Raw genomic sequence first — 24,037 nt, forward strand, 5'->3', positions numbered from 1 at the left:
TTATTTATCCTTAATGATTGATAAACCATTCTCTCCTCTGTCGATGGTGATGGCTTGGTTTGATCTGATGTTTCCTGCTATCAGTTCTCTTGCCAGTTTGGTTTCGATTTCTCTCTGCAAGTACCTTTTTAAAGGGCGGGCACCATAAACCGGATCAAAGGCTTCCTGTGCTATAAATTCTTTTGCACTTTCCGTTAATGACACTGATATATGCTGTTCTTCCACTCGGTTTTGCAAGTCCTCTACCAGCTTACCGATGATCCCTTTTATATTCTCAATGCTCAATGGCTTAAAGAGAATAATGTCGTCGACCCGGTTAAGGAACTCCGGTCTGAAAGAGGAACGAAGCTGACTCATGACCAGGTTTTTTGTTTCTATATCAATTTCCTCTTCCCCCTTATTCCGTTCAAGAAGATGAGAGGATCCGATGTTAGAGGTCATGATAATCACCGTATTCTTACAATCAACAGTCCTTCCTTGAGAATCGGTTATCCTCCCATCATCGAGCATTTGCAGAAGAATATTGAATACTTCTGGATGAGCTTTCTCAATTTCATCAAGCAGGATGACCGAATACGGTTTGCGTCTGATCGCTTCTGTCAGCTGACCGCCTTCTTCATAACCAACATAGCCTGGAGGTGCACCAATCAAGCGTGAAACCGCATGCTTCTCCATATATTCAGACATATCAATCCGAATGATCTGTTCCTCACTATCAAATAATGTGTGAGCAAGTGTCTTCGCAAGTTCTGTCTTTCCTACTCCCGTAGGACCTAAGAAAATGAATGAACCTATCGGACGGTTCGGATCTTTAATACCTGCCCTCGCACGAATAACGGCGTCACTGACTAATTGAACAGCTTCATCCTGCCCGATCACCCGTTCATGCAGAATGCGATCAAGTTTTAACAGCTTCTCTCGTTCACCTTCTACAAGCTTCATGACCGGTATCCCTGTCCATCTTGCTACAATATTTGCCACTTCTTCCTCCGTCACTTCTTCACGCAGCAAGCGTCCTTCCTGCTCTTTCATCATCTCCTGCTCAAGAGCAACGAGTTCTTTTTCCATAGCGGGAATCCTGCCGTGACGAAGCTCTGCAGCTTTATTCAGATCATAATCACTTTCTGCTTCTTCCAATAACCGCATGAGCTTCTCCAGTTCTTCCCGCTTCTCCTGTACGATCCCGATGCTTTCTTTCTCCTGCTGCCATTTTAACTTCATCGTATTCGCTTTTTCCTTCAGATTACTTAAATCTTCACGGATTCCATCCAGACGTTCTAGACTGGCAGGATCCTTTTCCTTATTTAAAGCAGCCTCTTCAATTTCTAGCTGCATCACTTTACGCGTCACTTCATCCAGTTCTGATGGCATCGAGTCAATTTCCGTCCGGATCATCGCACATGCCTCGTCGATTAAGTCTATTGCTTTGTCCGGCAAGAAACGGTCGGATATATAGCGATCGGAAAGCTTTGAAGCTGCCACAATGGCCCCGTCATGAATATTTACTCCATGATGAATTTCAAATCGTTCCTTTAAGCCTCTTAGAATAGATATCGTATCTTCCACATTGGGTTCCTGAACGAGTACCTGTTGAAAACGTCTTTCCAAAGCGGGATCCTTTTCAATGTACTTACGATATTCATTGAGAGTGGTAGCACCTATACAATGAAGTTCTCCCCTCGCAAGCATCGGCTTTAGGATATTCCCCGCATCCATCGCTCCTTCCGTTTTCCCTGCTCCCACAATCGTATGGAGCTCATCAATGAATAGAAGGATGCGTCCCTCACTCTTTTTCACTTCCTGCAAGACAGCCTTTAAGCGTTCCTCAAACTCACCCCTGAACTTGGCACCTGCAACCAGAGAGCTCATATCCAATTCGAAGATGGTCTTATCCTTCAAGCCTTCCGGGACATCTTTTCTGACAATCCGCTGTGCAAGTCCTTCAACGATGGCCGTCTTACCGACTCCAGGCTCTCCTATAAGGACAGGATTATTTTTCGTTTTACGGGAAAGGATACGTATCACGTGGCGGATTTCACTGTCCCTGCCTATGACTGGATCTAGTCTCCCCGACTTTACCTCCGCAACGAGATCCCTTCCATACCTTTTCAATGCCTCATATTTCACTTCAGGATTCTGTGAAGTCACCTTGCTCCCTCCTCTGATCGTCGCAATAATCTCCTTTAATTCCTTTTCTGTTCCATTATGTTTTGTTAAGTATAGCGTAATCGGGTGGTTCTTTTGATTGAATAACCCAAGGGCAAGATGTTCGATCGAGATATAGTCATCTTCCCATTTAGACTTTAATGAATCACTATCTTGCATAAGCTGATGGATATCCCTTGCGAAAAATTGGCCATACTGCAGACCATCTCCCTCTACAGAAGGGATACCGTTTAACTTGTCATCAATCCATTTCTTTAAGTCCTCTGCATCTACCCCTGCACGTCCATAGATCGTTCGGAGAAAACTGTCTTCTGAACTGAGGAGTGATTTCCACAAATGAAGAAGGGTGATATCTGTATGTAGTCTTTCTTTTGCGGTCTCTCCCGCCAAAACCAATCCTTCTTGAATGCTGTGAGTCATATTATCAAAATTCATTATGCTACACCTCGTATTTTGACCTTTATTGACCTTTTCATCTATTATATATCTTTCGGTGGAAAAAAGGAAAAGAAAAAGGAACAAGGAGTGCCTCGCCTCCTTAGACGTCACCATCCTTGCTAAGGTGAGCTTTCGACACGGCATCCTTGTTCCTTTATGGGGTTAAGGTTTTCTCATATACGTCCATAGACGATTATGATTGGAGTTTTCAGGAAATCGGTCCCCCGCATTCAATCGTAGTTTTTGCGGATTTTTCACCATACTTCCAGTTTCGCCAATTTCGATATATTCTCCATTATTAGGTGCTTTTTCTCCAGATTTGAACTGTCGTGACTGGCCCATTCTTACCCCTCCTTTTCGAAGCGATGCTTCCTTACTATTTTTCTACAAGGCCGGGCATTCATGCATGCCAGATGAAGGATATCAGAATCCTTTATATGATAAACAAGTTACGGTTCGGTTAACATTTGGAAAAAGTCTTTACAGTCTTTCCCTTTATGGTGTTAAATTAAAAACTGTGGAGAAAAAAAGCTTGGAGGAAACACAATGGATTTTTATCTGATTATGAAATACTTATTTTTAGGGGTTTTTCAAGGGTTTACTGAACCAATCCCGATTTCATCCAGTGGGCATTTACTATTAGCCCAGCATTTCCTTGGAATCAAGGATGCTACCCTGACATTCGAAATTCTGGTTAATACGGCATCATTAGTGGCTGTACTCATTATTTACCGTGAAGATATCATGCGACTGATCGTAAATGGCTTAGGCTATTTCAAACATAAAACACCTGAAACGAAACGTGATTTTCATTTCATTGTTTATTTATTGATTGGTACGATCCCTGCCGGGGTGATTGGTGTATTATTCGGTGACGTGATCGAGGAACATTTAACATCTGTTATCACAGTAGGAATTACACTTATTATTACAGGCATTGCCCTATGGTTAATACGTAACCTTCGAGGAAGAAAAAATGATGGCGACTTAAATGTGAAAGACGCTATCATCATCGGTCTTGCTCAGGCAGTAGCCCTTATTCCTGGAATCAGTCGCTCCGGTGCAACCATTGTGGCGGCAATGGCTAGTGGAATGAAGGCTGAAACAGCATTACGTTTCTCTTTCCTCCTCTATATTCCTGTAAGTGTAGGGGTGATGGTATTCGGAATAAGTGATCTTATAGAGGATCCAAACCTTGCTTCCATGGCCGTACCTTACTTAGTCGCGTTCATTGGGTCACTTATTGCTTCATACTTCTCATTAAAGTGGTTCATGAATATTATGGCTAAAGGAAACTTGAAATATTTCGCCATTTACTGTGCAGTTGTCGGAGCTGCTGTATTAATTTTCGCTTAAATCCCTTCTATCTGTCTGTCTCCTTTGGTAAGCTTTAAGTATAAGACATTAAGACAGAAATGATGTGATCTCATGAGTGAAAATCTAGAAGTTCCTTTCGAGATTAAACAATTGTTTTTCGAGAAGAAAACGTTGAAAACCGTTAAAAAGGGAACTTTCCTGTTTCAAGAAGGGAAACCTGCTCACGAGTTATACTTAATCAAAAGCGGTCGGGTTCAGATCAGCAAAGTGATTCCTGATGGCCGGGAGTTGTCTTTACGCATCTGTTCAAGTGACGATGTGATCGGTGAGTTAACGTTATTTACGAAAGAAGCTTACTATATGCTCAGTGCAAAGATTCTTGAGAATACGGAGACTTATGTACTACCCAAAGAAGTCTTTGAAGAAAAGCTATCTAGTAATAACGACTTGACCATCCAATGGCTGAAATGGATTCAAATCCAAAATCAGCAAAATCAAACGAAGTTTCGGGATCTTGTTCTTCATGGAAAAAAAGGTGCACTCTACTCAACACTGATCCGTATGTCCAATAGCTATGGAAAGACCGTTGAAAATGGCATACTGATTGATTTTCCTTTAACCAATCAGGAGCTGGCCAATTTCTGTGGTTCCTCAAGGGAAGTTGTGAATCGGTTGTTGAGTGAATTAAAGAAAGACAATGTCCTTGTGTCGGAAAAAGGATATATCACGATTCTTGATTTGAACTATCTTAAAAATGAAATCGATTGTGAGAACTGTCCGGTTTCGATTTGTAGGATTGATTAATGAAAAAGCTGGGAATGCAGTATTGATACTGTGTTTTCGGCTTTTTATTTTGAGGGGTTTTGTGGGTCGGTGGTTTGGAGTTTGAGTTGTGTCGGGAACAAGGATTTTTATTTTATCGACCGTTATTAGGATTTATCGACTTTTATTTGATTTTATCGACCGTTATTCAAATTTATCAACCGTTATTTCATTTTATCAACCGTATTTTCAATATACCGACCGTTCTCCAAAAAACGACAAATTTTGCCTTCGATTTTCTACTTTCCTATACGAACGGATATCCCTACTCTCACAAAAAAACCCCATAAGGCAAAGTACGCCTTTTGGGGTTTTCCTATTGTGCTTGTCGGGCCTGACCAGTCGGCTCCGCTTTTCTACTTGTCCAGCTCCGGCGGCTAGTCCCTCGAGGTCATAAGTCAAGCCTGCCAAAAAGGCAAAGAACGCCTTTCCGGCAGGCTCGTCTTATGCTTGTCGGGTCTGACCAAGCCGCCTCCGCTTTTCGTATTACCTGATTCCCAATGCAATCTTCGCATAGCGGGACATGTTGTCTTTGCTCCATGGCGGATTCCAGACGATGTCTACTTCTGTTTCCTTCACTTCTGGGATGTCACTTAGGGCTGTTTTCACTTGCTCGACAATGGTACCAGCCAGCGGGCATCCCATTGAGGTTAGTGTCATAGTGACCGTTGCTTTACCTTCTTCATCCAGATCCACGTCATATACCAGACCTAAATTGACAATGTCTATTCCTAATTCAGGGTCAACCACCTGTTCCAGTGCGCCCATCAAATTATCTTTAAGATCTTGATCCATGCTAACACTCCTTTGCTCTCTATACTTGTTCATATCTATATTCACTACTCATCTTAACAAAAGAACGTTTATAAAACAAAAAGTTAGGCCGATAGGTGTTTCTCGAACCACTCCACAAGCTTTAACACGCCTTCTCTCGTTACTTTATGATCGGCTTTATCATCTTCTATAAATAACAGGTTATCTTCCTGGGATTCATAGTATGGCAGTAAACTCTGGTAGAATTCATGTGTGAGGTTGAAAGGAACGACTTTGTCCCTTTTTCCGTGCCAGAACATCAATGGTCTGCCGCTGAGTTTTTCAGGCTGAAGACTTAAGTCATAATGAGCCAGTTCACTTAACATGTTATCTATTTCTTCTTCGCTGAATGGAAGTTCATATCCTAATGATTCAACTTGGGACAACTGGGCTTGAGCAAACTTCACATATGTAGGGTTCCCCATAAGCGAGACGGCAGAAGAGATCCAATCATATTGAGTCAATGCTCCAAGGGTGACGATACCACCCATTGAAGTCCCTGCAACTCCGACACCATTATGGTTAAGCAATCCTTTTGCTTCAAAATGACCTTTAATAATCGATAATTCATGAATCGTGTTTAAAACGATTTTCCAGAATACTTGTCCTAATTGATGCTCTGATTTACCTGTCGACCGTTCTCCATGCTCTAAACAATCGGGAAGAATCACTCTAAATCCTTTTTCCACAAGATAGTAGGCGTAATGTAAATTATGCTCCTTTGCACTTGTAAACCCGTGGATGAAAAAGCAAACCGGCACTTGCTTATTTGCATCTTCTTCCTTTACAAGGTGCAGGAACGGAATGGTTTGAATGGTTGATTTATCAACTAAGATCATGTGTGGTCTCTCCCTCCTGAATGCATTTCACTTTACTATGATATCCTAGATTTGGTAGTATGTATAATATTTAAATCGTAAGCGTTTGTAAACATTTTCTAAATGATATGAAGTTGCGGTGGACAACTTTCAATATTTAGCGCTAGAATTGCCTTAATACCAATAAGATTGGGGATTTGTATTCATGAACGCACAAGAAAAACATCTGATTGTTCTGGATTTAGACGGAACACTATTAACGGATGAGAAGAAAATCTCATCAAAGACTCACGATATATTAAAGAAAGCACGCATGAAAGGGCATGAAGTGATGATTGCCACAGGCAGACCTTATCGTGCGAGTGAATTGTATTATCAACAATTAAAGCTAACGACTCCGATAGTGAATTTCAACGGTGCATTCGTGCATCACCCTATGGATGATTCATGGGGATTGTATCACGAGCCGATGGATTTAAAGGTGGCGAAACAAATTATTGATGCATGTGACGATTTTAAATTCCGCAACATTGTTGCCGAAGTGATGGATGATGTGTATCTGCACTACCATGATGAAAAGATCATAGATGTATTCATGATGGGCAATCCTGCTATTTCAACTGGCGACATCCGAAATGTACTTTCTGATCATCCTACTTCCATGCTCATTCACGCTGAAGAAAAAGATGTTCCAGAGATTCGTGCACACCTGGATGATGTTCATGCAGAATTGATCGACCATCGCCGCTGGGCCGCACCCTGGCACATCATCGAAATCGTTAAATCAGGATTGAATAAAGCTGTCGGAATTGAACGAGTTGCTTCATCTTTACATATTCCGCAAGAACGGATCATTGCATTCGGAGATGAAGATAATGATCTTGAAATGCTTGAATATGCCGGCACTGGAGTCGCCATGGGGAATGCCATTGATCCCCTTAAAGATATTGCCAATGAATTGACACTTTCGAATGAAGAAGACGGGATCGGACGCTACCTGCAAAAACGTTTTGATCTCTAAACCAGAACGTTTTTGGAAGCTGTGGGTATATCTTCTTACTGTATTCCACAACCACTTGAGCCATACTAAAATGGAGCGCATCATGCGTTCCAACTTGCAAAAGGGGTGGTAGTGATGGGTAGAAATAAATCTAAACGATTTGTACAACAAGGTAAAATCGCTGTAACAAAACATGATGAACGTATTCCGTACCATCTGACGTATGCTGAAGCAGAGGCTAAAAAGCTTGCTTCACATGGCGAAGGGCCAGGGGGAATGGAATAATGAGTAATCCATTATTCCAACATGCCCGTAACGCGGTTCATTCTGCCCAACAAGCATGCAGTACGGGAGAAAACGCTCAAATGTCCATTGATAAAGCGAAAAACGCGTTGTCATCTGCTTACGCTAACTCAAATGTCGAAGAACAAAAGCAGCTTCATGCTCTTCAAGAGGAGTTAAACCGCCTGTCATAAAGAAAAAAACAAGGGTTGTCCAAATTGGACAACCCTTGTTTTTTCACGGAATGGAGATGACATATCTGTGAAGAATCTTCCCATCGCCTTTATCCCGCTCATAAAGACTTATAAAGGCCTTCTCAACATTACCTGATAGCTCCGGAAGTATGATGGAAAAATCAGTCCAGTTTGGCGCTTCTTTATTAACTTTGAATAAGGTTTCTTTCAGGAGCACTCTATGTCCGTCCTCCATCGAATAATAAAAGCCGCCATCTGATACCCGGGCTAGCCCTGTGATGGTAAAGCGTCCTTTCACCTCCCGTACCGTTACTCCTCTAAAGGACGGGTTTTCTTCCGGAACTAAGAATGAATCTGCAGCTCGCAAAGGATGATCAAATCCACTCATATCCTCTCCCATCAGCTGTGCTTCAATCGTATAATGCCCTTGTGGGACACGCTTTCCTTCCTGCTTGTAATCCCATGTTTCTTTCCAACTCTTCTTTTCACCTTTTTTCAACGTAAGGGTCTGAAACGCCTGGAGGAATGATTTCCCCTGACTGTACCGATAGACCACTTGGCCCACTTTGTTTTTGATTGTAAAGTCAAACATCTGACTCGTACGAAAGGTGATCTTTTTATCCCCTTCACTATTATTATAAAGAACGAGCCTGATCTGAGTTCCTTCTTCTCCCGGAAAAGATTTCACAGAAAAGATCAGAGGTACCTTCTCGGCTTTCATCGGAGAAGGTACACTAAAGAGCATGAAAGAACTGATAACTATATAAACAAATGCCTTCAAGGTGATACCCCTTTCTATTCAAGTTCACCTCTAGTATTTGTCAATTTAAAGAATCTAATCTTTTCTAAAAAATCCGAATATCCCAGTCGTTTGCACGATATTTGTGAATGCGTTGGGATCTACATCTTTAATGGTATGTTCAAGCTCGTAAAGTTCATAGCGCGAAATAACAATGATCAACATTTCCTTATCTTCACCGGAAAAAGCCCCTTTAGCAGGCAGAGTCGTGATTCCCCTGACAAGCTTTGAATGGATGGCTTCTCTTAATTCATTGGATTTCTTTGTCACAATCATCGCTGTGAGTTTTTCATGGCGTGTATGAATGGAATCGATGACACGGGTTGAAGCATACAACGTTACTAACGTATACAATGCTTTTTCCCACCCATAAAGAAATCCTGCAGAAGTAATGATACCCGCATTCATCAGGAAGAAATAGGACCCGACAGGCTTATCTTTCATTCGGGAAAGAATCATGGCAATAATGTCCATGCCTCCCGTAGATGCACCCCATTTTAACGTGATTCCGACTCCCACAGCGGCAATGACCCCGCCAAACACGGCGTTTAGAAGGATATCAGGCGATAATTTAATCACAGGAATCACTTCAAGGAATAAGGACGTCAGAAATACAGAAATGAAGCTATACACTGTAAAGGAGCGACCAACTTTAAGCCACCCCAGAATCGTCACAGGAATATTTAAAATAAATAATAAAATACCTGTTGAAATATTGAATGGTGCAAATTCTTTTAACACACTGGACAATAGCTGAGCCAATCCTGTAAAACCACTTGCATAAACATTTGCCGGTATCAGGAAAAAATTCATCGCAATGGCCCCCAGCACTGCCCCTATTAACACTACGAAAAACTTCTTCGCTTCTAACTGAACATGATCTCTCGACATTGACGAACCTCCCACATCTAGTTGTTATTTTCTATGTTCCACAATTCATCTTAACTAAACTCCTCCTGATATTCACCCTTTAAGAAGATAATGATACTTTTTACCTTGAAATCATACTCTATGGATTGTTATTTGAATGAAATATAGCTAGACTAAAGTTATATAGAATAACCAAAGGATGATTAGGATGACAGTAAAATTATTTGCTGATAGTGCGAGCGACCTTCCTGCTGCATATTTCAACGAACACAACATAGAACTGCTGCCACTGAAAGTACATATTGATGGTCGGGACTACGAGGACCTGGTCACCATCGAGCCGAAAACCGTATTCAACAAAATTAGGGAAGGCCATATGCCAAAGACGTCTCAAGTATCACCGGACCTTTTCATGAAGAAGTTCACAGAGCTTGCAGAATCGAATCAATCCGGTATCTACATTGCCTTTTCCTCACAATTGTCAGGGACGTACCAAACTGCTGTGATGATCCGCGATCAGGTGAAAGAGGAACACCCCGCTCTTGATTTGACCATCATTGATTCAAAGTGCGCTTCACTGGGCTACGGATTGGTTGTAATGAAGGCTGCTGAACTGCTTCAGAACGGTGGGAGTAAAGAAGAGATTATCGAAGCCTCCCGTTTCCACTCAGAGCATATGGAACACCTATTCACCGTAGAAGACCTTGAATATCTGGCTAAAGGCGGAAGAGTATCAAAAGCATCAGCTTTTCTTGGCGGATTGCTTAACATCAAGCCTCTCCTTCATGTTGAAGATGGAAAGCTTGTCCCGATTGAAAAGTTGCGTGGGAAAAAGAAACTTCTCAAACGAATTCTCGACTTGATGGAAGAACGGGGTGAAGACCTCTCCAATCAAGTGATCGCCATCAGCCACGGTGACGACGAAGAACTTGCCCTTGAAATGAAGAAGCTCATTCAGGAAAAATTCACACCGAAAGATGTATATATCAGTATTATTGGATGTGCCATAGGTTCTCATACAGGCACAGGCACTTTAGCCATATTTTTCTTAAACGAACACTCATAAACTCCCCTCTTCTTCCTCATACTAAGAGGGAGATTATACTCGAAGGGAGAATCACTATGCCACATACATCTGATAACGAAAAAAAGGCAAGAGACAACAATGCCCTGCGCCAGGAAAAGAACAAGATCAAAGAAGTGAACCGTAAAGCCGGGAAGAATCAGTATTCTAAGAAGACGGATCATTTATAAGGGATTGTCGTGGGCAGTCTCCAGCTCTTTGATACGGGAAAGTGCCAGTTCTTTATAGAGCTGGTGCTTTTTATTTTATAAAAAATCCCCCCAATGCATTCATAGAAGTTGTATGCACCATCAAAGCTTGTCTATAATGAAAAGAGATAATACTATGGAGGGGTTACATATGGCAAAAGAGAGTTCATTTGATATTGTGTCGAAAGTGGATATGTCTGAAGTGAGTAATGCGATTCAAATTGCGTTGAAGGAAGTTCAAACACGCTATGACTTTAAAGGAAGTAAGAGTGACATTAAATTAGATGGAGAGGAAATCGTTCTTGTTTCTGATGATGAATTTAAGATGAATCAGTTAAAGGATGTTCTTCTAAGCAAACTCATCAAACGTAATGTTCCTGTTAAGAACCTTGACTACAGCAAGCTTGAAGGGGCATCGGGCGGAACCGTTCGTCAGCGTGCGAAACTCGTTCAAGGAATCGATAAAGAAAATGCGAAGAAAATCAATACCATCATCAAAAACTCCGGCGTAAAAGTGAAGAGTCAGGTGCAGGATGATCAAGTACGGGTCACTGGAAAAAGCAAGGATGATCTTCAAAAAATCATCGCTGCGATCCGTGAGGCAGATCTTTCTATCGATGTGCAGTACGTAAACTTCCGTTAATCCGGTTTTTCAAAGAAGTCTAATGGGTACAATATATCCATTAGACTTCTTTCATTTAGGAGGAAAAACATGAAGAAAAAAGTCATCATTATTGGGGCGGTCGGCGGCGGTGCCACCACTGCATCACAAATTAGAAAACTGGATAGTGAAATAGAGATCATTCTTCTTGAAAAGACATCCTACCTTTCATACGGGGCATGCGGAATGCCTTATTACTTAGGTGAAGTCATTAAAGACCGTGAAAGCTTGTTTGCAGCCACACCTGAAAAATTACATACGAAAAAGAACATCGATGTCCGTATGCATCATGAAGCGTTGAAAATTGATCGTGATAAAAAATCTTTACTTGTGAGAGATCATGACAAAAACCAGGATTACGAAGAAGCATATGATTACCTCGTGCTCGCAACAGGGGCTTCCCCCTTTATCCCTGACATCCCGGGACTTGAAAAAATCCCGGCTTTCCATCTCAGAACCGTTGAAGACATGGACAGGATCAAGCAATTCCTTGAAACCTCAAAGCCAAAAGACTGTACCATTATCGGCGGCGGCTACATAGGAGTTGAAATGTCTGAGAACTTCACTCATTTAGGGATGAAAGTCAATCTGGTTGAAAGATCGGAACATGTGATCAGTGTAATCGATGAAGAGACCGCCATCAAATTACAAGAACATATAACAGAGCAAGGTGTGAATCTATACACGAAGGATGGGCTGAATGAGGTACTTCCGGAGTGTACCCTGAAACTGGACAGCGGAGAAACGTTTCAGTCTGACTTCATTCTCCTTTCAGTAGGTGTAAAGCCTAATAACCTTCTTGCTAAGGAAGCCGGGTTATCAACAGGAGAGTCAGGAGGTGTCGTCAGTAATGAGTTTATGCAAACAGACGACCCCTCCATTTATGCAGTCGGAGATGTGGTAGAGTCCTTGGATCTTATTGACGGGACCCCAAAGCAGGTTCCTCTCGCATGGCCTGCCCATCGACAAGCTTATATTATCGCAAGACACCTATCAGGAAACCCTGTACCTTTCAAAGGGATGCTGGGTACTGCTATTGCGAAGGTATTTAACCTTTCCATTGGATCTACAGGATTAGGCGAGAAGGAATTAAAAGAAAAAGGCTATTCGTATCGAACCTCGGTGCATGAAGGAAAGTCACATGCCGGCTACTATCCCGGTGCTCGTGATGTGTATGTGAGAGTCCATTTTTGTCCTGACACCGGAAAGATCTTTGGAGGAAATGTAGTGGGCGGCGAAGGGGTAGACAAGCAAATCGACGTTCTTGCCACGGCCATTTACGGAGGCCTGACCATTACCGACCTCCAGGAAATCGAAACCTGCTATGCCCCTCCCTTCTCTTCTCCTAAAGGGTTGTTGAATATGATCGGCTATAAGGGTGCCGGGTTGATGGAAAAGGAATAATAGCATGGGGGGCTTCTCTTTGGAGGAGCCTGTTTTTTTGTATGCGGATGGACTTTGAAAATGGATAAATCTGTTAAACGGCTGGATTTATTTCGATTTCGGCCGGATTCTGCTCAGAAACGGCTGGATTTTTTCCGATTTCGGCCGGATTTTCCTCAAAAACGGCTGGATTTTTCGGGAAAACGGCCGGATTACACTAAAAATCGGCTGAATTTCCTTCAATCACGGCTCAATCACACATCAAACGGCTTCGTCCCAAATCAAAATAACTGCATCACACATCAATTCGACCGTGAAATTTGATAAATCTCCCAAACCAATCGCGTTAATAATTATTTTTTTCGGGTAAACACTATCCTAAGATAACCCAAATCATCAAAGGAGTGTTTTCATTGTCATCACAACAACAAAACCAGAAGCAAACGTTCCCCCCCCAGCACCAGGATCATCAGCCTGGCACAGTGGATGAGATGAATCCCCAGCCGATTCATACGGATCAAAATTATAAAGGCAGTGGAAAGCTGGACGGTAAGGTCGCCCTGATCACTGGAGGAGACAGCGGGATTGGACGATCGGTGGCCTGGTATTATGCCAGGGAAGGTGCCCATGTTGCGATTTCTTATTTAGATGAACATGAAGATGCTAATAAAACGAAGGAATTAGTGGAAGCGGAAGGTGTAAGATGTATCCTGCTGTCAGGTGATATCGGAAGCTCGACTTTTTGTAAAGACATCGTGAACAAAACGATTTCTGAATTCGGTAAGCTTGATATCCTGGTGAATAACGCTGCCGAACAGCATCCTCAGGCAGGGCTTGCGGATATAAGTGACGAGCAGTTGGAGCGCACCTTTAAGACGAATGTATTCTCTATGTTCTACTTAACAAGAGCAGCATTGCCTCATCTTAATAAGGGTGCTTCCATTATTAACACGGCTTCTATCACAGCTTATAAAGGGAATAAGGATCTGATTGATTACTCTTCTACTAAAGGTGCCATTGTCAGTTTCACGCGGTCCCTTGCAGAAAACATTGCATCGGATGGAATCAGGGTAAATGGCGTGGCACCCGGCCCGATTTGGACTCCGCTCATTCCGTCCACTTTCAGCTCTCAAAAGGTATCTCAATTTGGAGCGAATACTCCACTTGGACGGGCTGGTCAGCCGTATGAATTAGGACCTGCATACGTATACCTGGCAAGCGTAGATTCAAGCTACGTATCAGGACAGATGATTCATATTAATGGCGGAACGGTTATTAACGGCTAAAATGAAAGCGACTGAAACATATGGTTCTCCCATAAGTGGAGATTCCAACGTTTCAGTCGCTTTTTATTTTGATTTCCCTTTTCGCTCGCTGCAAGAGCATCTTGTAACAAGTTGATGGGGCACTATGATTCTCTTGATCGGCTCTTTCGGGTTCTCAATCTTTTGGATCAGGCTTTTTGCTGCCTCATTTCCCAGGTTGAATATGTTGATATCCACAGACGTGAGCGGAGGACGGGACATTTCAGCCAGCAATACATTGTTGAAGCTCACAATCGATATGTCTTCAGGAACACGGATGCCCATTTCATCCAGTGTGTTCAGTACCCCTAAAGCCATTAAGTCATCGGCCACTACCAGAGCCGTTGGAGGAGCGTCTAATTGCATCAGTTCATTAATGGCTTCACGACCTCCTTCACGAAGAAATTCTTCATGAATAATGTACTCGTCTTTCATGTCTATCCCGGCATTACGTAAAGCCTTCTCATAACCTAATAGGCGCTCAACGGTAACCACGAGGTTGAGGTCTCCTCCGATAAAGCCGATGCATTCATGACCAAGCTCCAGGAGATAATCGGTTACTTCCTTCGTTGCCCGGTAGTTGTCGTTATCCACATGAGTGATCTCTTCACAATATTTATAAGGCTTCCCGACGACGACAAATGGAAAACCACGATCTTTTAAGTAGTTCATCACCTTATCTTCCACTTTTGAGTAAAGAAGGATGATTCCGTCCACTCTTCCCCCTTGCACCATTTGGACGACGCCTTCATAAATTTCTTCTTCGGATTGACCTGTGGACATCTGAAGTGCATATTGTTTTTCCTGTGCCCCTTCACTTAGTCCTCTTAAAACGGTCGGAAAGAAAGGGTTTTGTGAAAAAGTACTAGCTGAACCTGGTAATACAAGCCCCAATACTTGAGTGGATTGATTTGCCAAGCTCCTTGCTATGAAGTTAGGATGATATCCTAATTGCTCCATCGCTTCTCTAACTTTTTGCTTTGTTTTCTCGCTTATTCTTGGATTGTTTGCAATAACACGTGAAACCGTAGATGGAGCTACGTTTGCAAGCTTTGCAACATCCTTGATGGTGACCGCCATTCATTCCACCCCCCTCTTTGAAAATCTTACCCTCTTAGGTGTAGAGGGCTGCTTTATTCTAGTTTATACAATAATTAAAACGCTTCCATTTCATTATTCTTTAAAATCAGGAATTGCAGGACTCATAGACTGAGCCCCGCACCAAATCATGACTGTTTTTTCTTCCTTCCACGCTTCCACACAAGATAAATAAAGAGTAAGAAGAGGACATACACAGTGCCGAGGGCCAGTAAGTAAGGATAATTCAATCCACTCTTCTGTTTAAGGGAATAAACCTCTGATTCTTCTCGATCGACTACGATCGTATAGTTTCCATCCTTATCAATACGAACCAGGTCTGCGGTTAATAATCCTTTCAACTCACTATTTTCTGCTAATTCTACTTCACTCAATTGAACCTTTTGAGATTTACTTGTGTTGTTTATGGCTATTACGAGGGTTTGATCCCCGTACGTACGCTTGAATATTCCCATACCGTCTTTTTCATAGACGGGTTCTATCGTCCCTCTTGTAAGGGCGGGGTAATCTTGACGAAGCTTTCCTAATTGAGTGATGTAATCAATCAATTCTTCATCTGCCCTAAAGTTCATAAAACGTCGATTATCCGGGTCATTTCCACCATCTACGGCTATTTCTGAACCATAGTAAACGATTGGTATCCCTGGAGTCGTATACATATACGTTAGAGCGAGCTTCCACCTGGTACCCGGGAAGAGCTTCTCTTGAACGAGCAGTCTCGTAAAACGTTCCATATCATGGTTATCGATAAAAGTCCCCATTAAATATGGATCGTCATAGTACGTTTCGTTGTATTTCCAGAAGTTAAATAAGCGATCCATCGATGTATCCGGTTTTTGGAATACAGAACGCATTTCTTCTGCTTGAGGAAAGTTAACGAATCCATCAATTCCTACATCATTATATTTCGCTATCTTCTGGGGAGCGCGATCGAACACTTCACCAAGAAGATAGAAGTCTTCTTTGACTGACTTAACCTCTTCGCTAAATTCAGTCCAGAATTCCTGGGGTACGTGACGAACCGTATCCAGTCGGTATCCGTCTACATCTGTTTCTTCGATCCACCATTTCGCGGCGTCAAATAAGTAGTTTTTCACTTCGGGATTTTCTGTATTTAAATCGGGAAGATCATATAACCACGCATTTTGTAGACTTTCTTCATTATCGAAGTTCATCGGCTGATTTTCGTGAAACCAGTCCGATTTCTGAGGATCATTCACCCAAGGGTGCTCGGGTCCGACATGGTTTACAACGAAGTCCAGCATCACTTTCATATCACGTTTGTGGGCCTCATCTACAAGCTTTTTAAACGTATCGATGGATCCGAAATGTTCTTCTGTCTTATAGAAATCTGTAATCCAGTACCCGTGATACCCAAGAGGTTGATTATCAAAGATCGGAGTTAGCCAGATGGCGGTAAATCCCATATCCTTAATATAATCCAACTTATCAATCACACCTTGAAAGTCCCCGCCCTGATAGGCTTTAGGGTCTTTCGTATCCACATTCTTATCATTGCTCGTATCCCCGTTATTAAAGCGATCGACCATTAGAAAATAAATGGTCTCATCCTGCCATTTTCGTTCTTCTTTTTCAACTGCACCTACCGGAAGGGCGTAAAAAAGAAGAAACGGGACTAAAATGAGAGATAATACTCTTCTTTTCATCTCCGCTCCTCCTAAAACTGTTAGTAACGCCTATAAGATTATCCTTTTGTACCCCCTGCCGTCAATCCTGAAACGAAGTATTTCTGGAAGAACAGGAATAATAGGGCAATCGGTACGGCAATCAGGACAGAACCTGCAGCGAATGTTGTAAATTCTGCTCCGAATTGTTTTGCCACCATATCATAAAGGGCAACCGGTAATGTGTACATTTTTTCTGAACGCAATAGGATACTAGCAATGATAAAGTCCGCGAATGGTGCAATGAATGAAAACAGTGCAACTACCGCAATGATCGGTTTTGCAAGGGGCATGACGATCTGGAAGAAGATACGTAGATGTCCCGCTCCGTCCATTTTCGCTGATTCATCAAGCTCTTTCGGAATCGTATCCAGATACCCTTTCATTAACCATGTATTCATTGGGATTTGTCCACCTACGTATACAAGGATCAATCCAATATGTGTATCCAATAGATCTGTTAATAGTGCTAACACGAAAATCGCAATCAGTGCAGCAAAGTTAGGAATCATTTGTAAGATCAGGAATGTCATTAATCCATTCTTACGACCTGCAAAACGGTAACGTGAGAAAGAGTAAGCCGTCAGACTGACCAGTAAAACCGTAAGTGCCATGGTCGATAAACTGACTTTTATTGAGTTCCAGTACCAAAGCAAATAATCACTTTGCTCCAGATCGAATAGTTCTTTGTAATGTGCCAATGTTGCATTCTTGGGAATGATTGATGAACCCGATAAACTTTGCCCTGGATTGAATGAAGATCCGATAATCCATGCAACTGGGTAAAGAATGATGGCAAACATGATCCCGATGGCTGCGTATGAAAGTGTCAAACGTATGAGTTTCTGTCTCTTCATATTCATATTACATCATATCCTCTTCTTGGAATGACTTCGTTCTCTTGAACTGCCAGATCGCTACTGTTATGACGATGATGGATAACAATAATGTGATGGCAGCTGCTTTAGAATACTGTGCGGATGTCATAGTCAGACTGTAGATCCATGAAATTAAAATGTCAGTACCACCTGCATTTTGTCCTGTCAGGGCAGGTCCTCCGCCATTGAATAAGTAAATAACGTTAAAGTTATTAAAGTTAAATGTGTATTGCGTAATGATGATTGGCGCCGTTGCAAAAAGAACGAGAGGCAACGTAATGTTCTTGAATTTCTGGAAGGCTGATGCTCCATCAACCGTTGCTGCTTCATAAAGCTCATCAGGAATCGATTGTAGAACCCCCGTTGTCATCGCAAAGATGAACGGGAAACCTAACCAGGCTTGAATACCAATCAGGGCAATTCGTGTATACATCGGTTCCGTCATCCATGGTAATCCTTCAATGCCGAAGAATCCTAAGATATCCCGGTTAATCGTTCCGAAGGATTCATTGAACATACCGGCAAAAACAAGTATGGAAACAAAAGCCGGGATGGCCCAAGGTAAGATGAATACGGTACGAATGATTGCTTTTCCTTTTAAATCCTTTTGATTGACCAGGATGGCAAGAAATACACCCAGGGCAACTTGAAGCGTTGTGGCACCGAACGTCCAAACAAGTGTCCAGGCTAACACGGTAATGAATGTTTCTCTCCAAATATCAATCTTGAAAATATCAACAAAGTTTTGTATCCCTACCCAATCGACTAATTTAGCAGGAGGTGAGTGATACAAATCATAGTTTGTAAACGCCAGTAAGATAACAAAGATGATCGGGAAGATGACTACGAATACGAGTAGTAAGAATCCCGGCGACATAATCAAGTACGGAAAGCCATTGTCCACTAGATTTTTGTACTGCTCACGAACCGTACTCAGTTTCTCTCCTCTGTCTCTCTTTTCTCCGTTTTTATATGCATCCCGGAGATTAAACAAATAGAATCCGATTCCGAAGATAGATACAATGATTGCCAGAATTCCATATACCATCAAGAAAATGGAATGATCTCCATATGAAATGTCTGTCCCAAGGGTTGTAATCCCCCATAATCCGTGGCCGATCAAATCTCTAAAGACAAGGATGAAAGCGGCAGTCATGATCAGGAAGAATCCGCCTTTTAGAAACTGTCTATGATACATCTGACCTAATCCAGGAATTAGGGAAAGGGCCAGTGCTGTTTTTCTATGTTTTGTTTGATAGGATTGTTGCTCCATCCTATATTCCCCTTTCTACGTTCACCATTTTGATAAGCTTCAAGAGCTTTTTAAGAAAAAAAGTGTTTATTTCCTTAAAAAGCCCTTGAATAGGTCTTTAAAAGGATAGCAGTACCTCTCAGAGTGAGAAGGTACCGCTATGTTTATGCATTAGTTAGAGTGGTTCGCATCAATGTTTTGTTGAATTTGCTTTACAGCTGCATCAAGAGCCGCTTTCGGTTTTTGTTTGCCCGTCACAACGGTTTGAAGTGAGTCAGCCATTGGTCCCCAAACTTCTCCCATCTCAGGGATGTTCGGCATTGGAACCGCATATTGAGATTGCTCAGCAACCGCTTTTGCACCAGGGTTATCAGCAATCGCAGGATCGTCGATCAAGCCTTGGTTTGTTGGAACTTCTTGTGTTTGTTCAAAACGTAATTTTGCATACTCGTCTTGAGTGATGAACTCGATGAATTTTTGAGCCCACTCTTTATTTTCAGAATATCCTGATACGTGCCAGCCTTTAACACCCATGAATGTTTTCATTGGCTCTCCGTTTGGAAGTTTAGGCATAGCCGAAATACCGATATCGATTCCAGCATCTTTGTAACCTTGGAAAGACCATGGTCCGTTCATTACAGAAGCAACTTTTCCTTCATTAAATAGACCGTCCATTGCTGATCCACCATTTTCACCAACGATACCTTTAGGGAATAATCCTTCTGAGTACCATTTTTGAATATATTCCGTACCTTCTACAGCACCTTCATTGTTTAATCCAAGATCTTTCGCATCTAACGCTCCATCATTTTCAGCAAATACATATCCGCCGAATCCACCGATTGGTGCATGAGCGAAATAGAAGTTATCCCAAAGAGCTAAGAAACCGTAGTTTCCATCTTTTGTGAAGTCTTTAGAGAAAGTGTACACTTCATCCATTGTTTTTGGAGCTTCTTCCATTAACGCTTTGTTATATACGAATACCGGCGTTTCAGAGGACTTTGGAAGACCATATAGTTTTCCATCATAGCTCTCCGCTGTCATGGAAGACTCAGTGAAACGCTCTTCAATGTCCCCTTCAACTTCTAAAGCAGCGATATGACCGGCAAGAGCAAGCTCACCGATTTGGTCATGTGGTAATGTTAAAACGTCTGGACCAGTTCCAGCAGGACCGTCTAAACGTAATTGTTCTTTCATCTTAGTAGCCATTTCGACTTCTTTCACTTCAACTTTGATGCCAGTTTCTTCTTCGAACTTAGCACCTACTTCATCCAGCCATCCGGATTTCTTTTCATCTTCCCAGACAACCAGTTTTTCAGGTTTGTTTGCATCGTCAGCTTTTTTCTCTCCGCTGTCTTTGTTTCCTGATCCTTCTTCACGATTAGGACCACAAGCAGCCAACGCCCCTAGTACAAGCATGATTACCATCAATAATGATAACGCTTTTTTCATCTCGACCCCTCCTAAGTATGATAAAAAATGAGCTTTCAGTTAGACTGAACAAACGTTTGCACATACTATGACTTAATCTCTAAAGATATCGCTTACATTCTTTGTGAAAACGATTGCACAACCTATCTCTTATTATACAAAGTAAATCTACTTTGACAATACTTTTTTGAAAATTTTTTATGTTTGCCAAAGAGAAAAGAAAACGCTTCACTAGATTAAAGTCCCCTTATTGACAACATTGTTGCTTTAGAATACTCTTTAAATGAAATGAAAATGAGGAGGACCTACGATGCTACTGGAAGCCATTTATCATAGACCAAAAGATAACTATGCATACGCTTGCACTGAAAACGAGTTACACCTACGGATTCGCACGAAGAAGAATGATGTAGAAAACGTCACACTCCTGCACGGAGATCCTTATCAATGGGAAGAAGGAAAATGGATATACGATCGTGAGGAGATGGTATTAACCGGAACTGATCACCTGTTCGATTATTGGTTTGCTCCCATCTCCCCTCCTTTCAGACGCCTTCGTTACGGTTTTCTTCTCCATGACGGAACGGAAGAAGTCTTTTATGGAGAAAAAGGATTTAATGGCACTCCTTCAACTGACATCGGGGATTACTTCTGCTTCCCGTTCTTGAATACTATCGATGTATTTCAGGCACCGGCTTGGGTTAAGGATACAGTATGGTATCAAATCTTCCCGGAGCGATTTGCAAATGGAAATACGGAGAATGACCCTGAAGGAACACTGGCTTGGAATAGCACAGACCCCACACCCACCAATTTCTTCGGAGGGGACTTAGAAGGTGTGATCCAGAACGTTCCTTATCTAAAAGAGCTTGGAGTCTCCGGGATCTACTTCACCCCCATCTTTAAAGCGCACTCTAATCATAAATACGACACGATTGATTATTTCGAAATCGATCCACAGTTTGGGACGAAAGAAACACTGAAGGAATTAATAAAGGTCTGTCATGAGAATGAAATGAAAGTCATGCTCGATGCCGTCTTTAATCATAGCGGCTTCTATTTTGACCAGTTCCAGGATGTACTTAAAAACGGTGAAGATTCTCCTTATAAAGAGTGGTTTCATGTAAACGAATTTCCTTTGGATATCGAGAGTAAGCCGCCTAATTATGATACTTTTGCATTCGAACCCTCCATGCCGAAGTTAAATACAGAAAATGAAGAGGTCCGCAATTATCTATTAGAGGTTGGCCGATACTGGATAAAGGAATTTGATATCGATGGATGGCGTCTGGATGTTGCAAATGAAGTCGATCACCACTTCTGGCGTGAATTCCGTAGAGAAGTGAAGGGTATAAAACCGGATCTATATATTTTAGGAGAAATATGGCACGATTCAATGCCTTGGTTACGGGGAGATCAATTCGATGCTGTCATGAACTATCCTTTCACGACAAATCTATTGAATCTATTTGCTCACCAAACGATTTCCGCTTCTCAATTTGCAGAGAATATGACTTCGGTCGTGCATATGTACCCTAAGAACGTAAACGAAGTGAACTTCAACCTTGTCGGAAGTCACGATACACCACGTGTATTGACAGAGTGTGGCGAAGATATCCGCCGTGCTAAACAAATTTATACGTTTATGCTCACTTTCACAGGCACACCTTGTATTTATTATGGTGATGAAATCGGCCTGACTGGTGAACAGGATCCCGGGTGCCGTAAGTGCTTCCCATGGGAAAAAGAACATCATAATGAAGAGCTCTTCAGGCATATACAGAAACATATCGCCCTTCGCATACAGTATCCACTGTTAAGCAACGAAGGAAATCTGACGTTTTTACCCGGGAACCTTCATGAGCATTGCCTTGCCTTCACAAAATCAAACGGAGAGGAAACCATCTTCGTTCTATTAAACTCCAGTGAAGAATCGACCACCTACTCTCTTCCTTTTGAATTAAAAGGAAAGAAAATCACGAATCTGTGGAGCGGTGAAGATTTTGCCGCTGAAGCAGAGTCCATCGAAGTGGCACTTGAAGGGTATGGATTTGCCATCCTGAAATTTTAATAAAGCTTAGTTCGTGATCAGCGGGACTACACCTTAACGGTTAGTCCCCTTATCTATTTAAATCGCAAAATTTTGACCAGGTGCCTATCCCTGGCCAGCTAAAGGAGAAAATCTATGAGCAAGACTCAAAAAAACATGACCCTCTTTGCCTTGACTTGGCCGATTTTCATTGAAATCTTTCTCCATATGCTGATGGGAAATGCCGATACGTTAATGCTCAGTCAGTACTCAGATGACTCTGTTGCAGCCGTCGGGGTTTCCAATCAAATCCTTTCTCTAATTATTGTCATGTTTGGATTTGTCGCAACAGGTACTGCCATTCTTGTTGCTCAGCATCTGGGAGCCCGGGAGGACCGATTGGCAGGAGAAGTATCCATCGTATCCATTGCCGTTAACTTAGGATTCGGTCTTTTCCTGAGTATCGCCCTTGTGTTTTTCAGTGAACCGATCCTGCTTTCAATGGACCTCCCCCGTTCCCTGATGAATGAAGCCTCTTCTTATTTAAAAATCGTTGGAGGGTTCGCCTTCATTCAGGCATTGATCATGACAGCCGGTTCCATCATGAGGAGCTACGGCTACACGAAAGACGCCATGTATATTACGATCGGAATGAATATCATCAATGTGATCGGGAATTATTTATTTATCTTTGGTCCATTTGGCGTTCCTGTTTTAGGAGTAGAAGGGGTAGCGATTTCCACGATTGCTTCGAGACTGATCGGTTTTATCGTGAGCATCATCGTGATTACCAAACGGATTCCTAACGCTCTTCCAATCAAGAGACTTTTTCGTTTACCCATTTCGCATGTGAAGAATTTACTTCGCATCGGAATTCCTTCTGCAGGAGAACATCTCTCTTATAATGGTTCACAAATGGTCATTACGTATTTCATTGCTAGTATCGGGACGAACGCATTGACCACCAAAGTGTATGCACAAAACCTGATGATGTTTATCTTTTTATTCAGCGTAGCGATCAGTCAGGGAACTCAAATTATCATTGGTCATATGATCGGAGCGAAACAATTTGACAGTGCCTATGAACGGTGTTTGAAAAGTTTAAAGATTGCTATCTTCATCTCTCTCATTATGGCCGGGATTTTTTCTATCGCAGCGGAGCCGCTGCTGCGAATATTTACTAACAACGAAGAAATCATTTCTCTTGGTAAAACATTAATCTACCTGACCATCATTCTCGAACCAGGCAGAAGCTTCAATTTAGTTGTCATTAATGCACTAAGAGCAACAGGTGACGTACGCTTCCCAGTCTATATGGGAATATTATCCATGTGGGGAGTGAGCGTTACACTCTCCTATATATTAGGAATCTGGTTCGGGCTCGGCCTTATCGGAATCTGGATCTCCTTCATTGCCGATGAATGGCTCCGAGGCCTCATCATGCTCAAACGCTGGCGATCCAAAATATGGATCCACAAACGATTTGTCAAAAGTGAGGAAAGCTCAATTTAGAGGGACGGACCTT

General features: G+C 42.1%; 23 protein-coding genes. 12 read left to right on the plus strand and 11 right to left on the minus strand.

The genetic code is table 11. The features are described 5' to 3' along the window. Positions 1 to 2,601, minus strand: coding sequence for an ATP-dependent chaperone ClpB (clpB, locus tag ACIFOD_RS02855; RefSeq protein WP_430313391.1), 2,601 nt, complete (start codon positions 2,599 to 2,601; stop codon positions 1 to 3). A 165-nt stretch (positions 2,602 to 2,766) separates the two neighbouring features. Beyond that, on the minus strand, positions 2,767 to 2,946 hold the full coding sequence (locus tag ACIFOD_RS02860) for a YjzC family protein (protein WP_430313392.1): 180 nt from the start codon (positions 2,944 to 2,946) through the stop codon (positions 2,767 to 2,769). Between the two features lie 204 nt (positions 2,947 to 3,150). Here ACIFOD_RS02860 and ACIFOD_RS02865 point away from each other — a divergent pair, with 204 nt between their 5' ends. Both ACIFOD_RS02865 and ACIFOD_RS02870 read left to right on the plus strand, forming a co-directional pair. Next, positions 3,151 to 3,960 carry an undecaprenyl-diphosphate phosphatase gene (locus tag ACIFOD_RS02865; RefSeq protein ID WP_430313393.1) on the plus strand — a complete coding sequence of 270 codons (810 nt, stop codon included), beginning with the start codon at positions 3,151 to 3,153 and terminating at the stop codon, positions 3,958 to 3,960. Between the two features lie 72 nt (positions 3,961 to 4,032). Then, entirely contained in the window at positions 4,033 to 4,725 is a 693-nt protein-coding gene (locus ACIFOD_RS02870; RefSeq protein ID WP_430313394.1) for a Crp/Fnr family transcriptional regulator, read from the plus strand. Positions 4,726 to 5,229: 504 nt separating this feature from the next. Here the strand turns inward: ACIFOD_RS02870 and ACIFOD_RS02875 are convergent. Both ACIFOD_RS02875 and ACIFOD_RS02880 read right to left on the minus strand, forming a co-directional pair. Then, positions 5,230 to 5,538, minus strand: coding sequence for a metal-sulfur cluster assembly factor (locus ACIFOD_RS02875; protein ID WP_113969935.1), 309 nt, complete (start codon positions 5,536 to 5,538; stop codon positions 5,230 to 5,232). Between the two features lie 83 nt (positions 5,539 to 5,621). Beyond that, positions 5,622 to 6,395: a prolyl oligopeptidase family serine peptidase gene (locus ACIFOD_RS02880; RefSeq protein WP_430313395.1), complete on the minus strand. Its 774-nt coding sequence runs from the start codon at positions 6,393 to 6,395 to the stop codon at positions 5,622 to 5,624. A 184-nt stretch (positions 6,396 to 6,579) separates the two neighbouring features. On the opposite strand from ACIFOD_RS02880, the gene ACIFOD_RS02885 reads away from it, so the two are divergent. The 3 genes from ACIFOD_RS02885 (at position 6,580) to ACIFOD_RS02895 (ending at position 7,850) form a co-directional block, all read left to right on the plus strand. Continuing rightward, entirely contained in the window at positions 6,580 to 7,395 is an 816-nt protein-coding gene (locus ACIFOD_RS02885; protein ID WP_113969933.1) for a Cof-type HAD-IIB family hydrolase, read from the plus strand. 114 nt (positions 7,396 to 7,509) lie between these two features. After that, positions 7,510 to 7,659 carry a hypothetical protein gene (locus ACIFOD_RS02890; RefSeq protein WP_181778135.1) on the plus strand — a complete coding sequence of 50 codons (150 nt, stop codon included), beginning with the start codon at positions 7,510 to 7,512 and terminating at the stop codon, positions 7,657 to 7,659. Then, positions 7,659 to 7,850, plus strand: coding sequence for a DUF3813 domain-containing protein (locus ACIFOD_RS02895; RefSeq protein WP_430313396.1), 192 nt, complete (start codon positions 7,659 to 7,661; stop codon positions 7,848 to 7,850). The genes ACIFOD_RS02890 and ACIFOD_RS02895 overlap by 1 nt, the downstream gene beginning before the upstream one ends. Positions 7,851 to 7,893: 43 nt before the next feature. Here ACIFOD_RS02895 and ACIFOD_RS02900 read toward each other — a convergent pair whose 3' ends face one another. Then, positions 7,894 to 8,631 carry a BsuPI-related putative proteinase inhibitor gene (locus tag ACIFOD_RS02900; RefSeq protein ID WP_430313397.1) on the minus strand — a complete coding sequence of 246 codons (738 nt, stop codon included), beginning with the start codon at positions 8,629 to 8,631 and terminating at the stop codon, positions 7,894 to 7,896. Positions 8,632 to 8,685: 54 nt separating this feature from the next. After that, entirely contained in the window at positions 8,686 to 9,540 is an 855-nt protein-coding gene (locus ACIFOD_RS02905) for a YitT family protein (protein WP_397553359.1), read from the minus strand. 187 nt (positions 9,541 to 9,727) lie between these two features. On the opposite strand from ACIFOD_RS02905, the gene ACIFOD_RS02910 reads away from it, so the two are divergent. The 5 genes from ACIFOD_RS02910 to ACIFOD_RS02930 all read left to right on the plus strand — a co-directional run bounded on the left by ACIFOD_RS02910 (position 9,728) and on the right by ACIFOD_RS02930 (position 14,121). Then, positions 9,728 to 10,585: a DegV family protein gene (locus ACIFOD_RS02910; protein ID WP_430313398.1), complete on the plus strand. Its 858-nt coding sequence runs from the start codon at positions 9,728 to 9,730 to the stop codon at positions 10,583 to 10,585. 56 nt (positions 10,586 to 10,641) lie between these two features. Then, positions 10,642 to 10,773 carry a DUF3941 domain-containing protein gene (locus ACIFOD_RS02915; protein ID WP_098441051.1) on the plus strand — a complete coding sequence of 44 codons (132 nt, stop codon included), beginning with the start codon at positions 10,642 to 10,644 and terminating at the stop codon, positions 10,771 to 10,773. 169 nt (positions 10,774 to 10,942) lie between these two features. Beyond that, positions 10,943 to 11,434, plus strand: a complete 492-nt coding sequence (locus ACIFOD_RS02920) for a YajQ family cyclic di-GMP-binding protein (RefSeq protein ID WP_044337711.1) — start codon at positions 10,943 to 10,945, stop codon at positions 11,432 to 11,434. A 69-nt stretch (positions 11,435 to 11,503) separates the two neighbouring features. Further along, complete coding sequence (locus tag ACIFOD_RS02925; protein ID WP_430313399.1) at positions 11,504 to 12,856, plus strand: CoA-disulfide reductase; 1,353 nt, start codon at positions 11,504 to 11,506, stop codon at positions 12,854 to 12,856. Positions 12,857 to 13,248: 392 nt separating this feature from the next. Further along, positions 13,249 to 14,121 (plus strand): SDR family oxidoreductase, encoded by an 873-nt coding sequence (locus ACIFOD_RS02930; protein WP_430313400.1) that lies wholly within the window; start codon positions 13,249 to 13,251, stop codon positions 14,119 to 14,121. Positions 14,122 to 14,184: 63 nt separating this feature from the next. On the opposite strand, the gene ACIFOD_RS02935 is transcribed toward ACIFOD_RS02930, so the two are convergent. From ACIFOD_RS02935 to ACIFOD_RS02955, 5 genes are all read right to left on the minus strand, one after another. Further along, entirely contained in the window at positions 14,185 to 15,219 is a 1,035-nt protein-coding gene (locus ACIFOD_RS02935) for a LacI family DNA-binding transcriptional regulator (RefSeq protein ID WP_397553355.1), read from the minus strand. 146 nt (positions 15,220 to 15,365) lie between these two features. Beyond that, the gene (locus tag ACIFOD_RS02940; RefSeq protein WP_430313401.1) at positions 15,366 to 16,904 is read right to left on the minus strand and encodes an alpha-amylase family glycosyl hydrolase; all 1,539 of its coding nucleotides are present in this window, start codon (positions 16,902 to 16,904) and stop codon (positions 15,366 to 15,368) included. 38 nt (positions 16,905 to 16,942) lie between these two features. Beyond that, a complete protein-coding gene (locus ACIFOD_RS02945; protein ID WP_397553353.1) occupies positions 16,943 to 17,785 on the minus strand; it encodes a sugar ABC transporter permease in 843 nt (280 codons plus the stop codon). A gap of 1 nt (position 17,786) precedes the next feature. After that, a complete protein-coding gene (locus tag ACIFOD_RS02950; RefSeq protein WP_430313402.1) occupies positions 17,787 to 19,073 on the minus strand; it encodes a carbohydrate ABC transporter permease in 1,287 nt (428 codons plus the stop codon). Between the two features lie 150 nt (positions 19,074 to 19,223). After that, positions 19,224 to 20,504, minus strand: a complete 1,281-nt coding sequence (locus ACIFOD_RS02955) for an extracellular solute-binding protein (RefSeq protein WP_397553351.1) — start codon at positions 20,502 to 20,504, stop codon at positions 19,224 to 19,226. A 289-nt stretch (positions 20,505 to 20,793) separates the two neighbouring features. Between ACIFOD_RS02955 and ACIFOD_RS02960 the strand changes: the two genes are divergently transcribed. After that, on the plus strand, positions 20,794 to 22,554 hold the full coding sequence (locus tag ACIFOD_RS02960) for an alpha-glycosidase (RefSeq protein WP_430313403.1): 1,761 nt from the start codon (positions 20,794 to 20,796) through the stop codon (positions 22,552 to 22,554). A 114-nt stretch (positions 22,555 to 22,668) separates the two neighbouring features. Continuing rightward, the gene (locus ACIFOD_RS02965; protein ID WP_430313404.1) at positions 22,669 to 24,024 is read left to right on the plus strand and encodes an MATE family efflux transporter; all 1,356 of its coding nucleotides are present in this window, start codon (positions 22,669 to 22,671) and stop codon (positions 24,022 to 24,024) included. The last annotated feature ends 13 nt before the right edge of the window (positions 24,025 to 24,037 follow it).

Source organism: Rossellomorea sp. NRS-1567 (assembly GCF_050467885.1).
In the GTDB taxonomy this organism is placed as follows: domain Bacteria; phylum Bacillota; class Bacilli; order Bacillales; family Bacillaceae_B; genus Rossellomorea; species Rossellomorea aquimaris_C.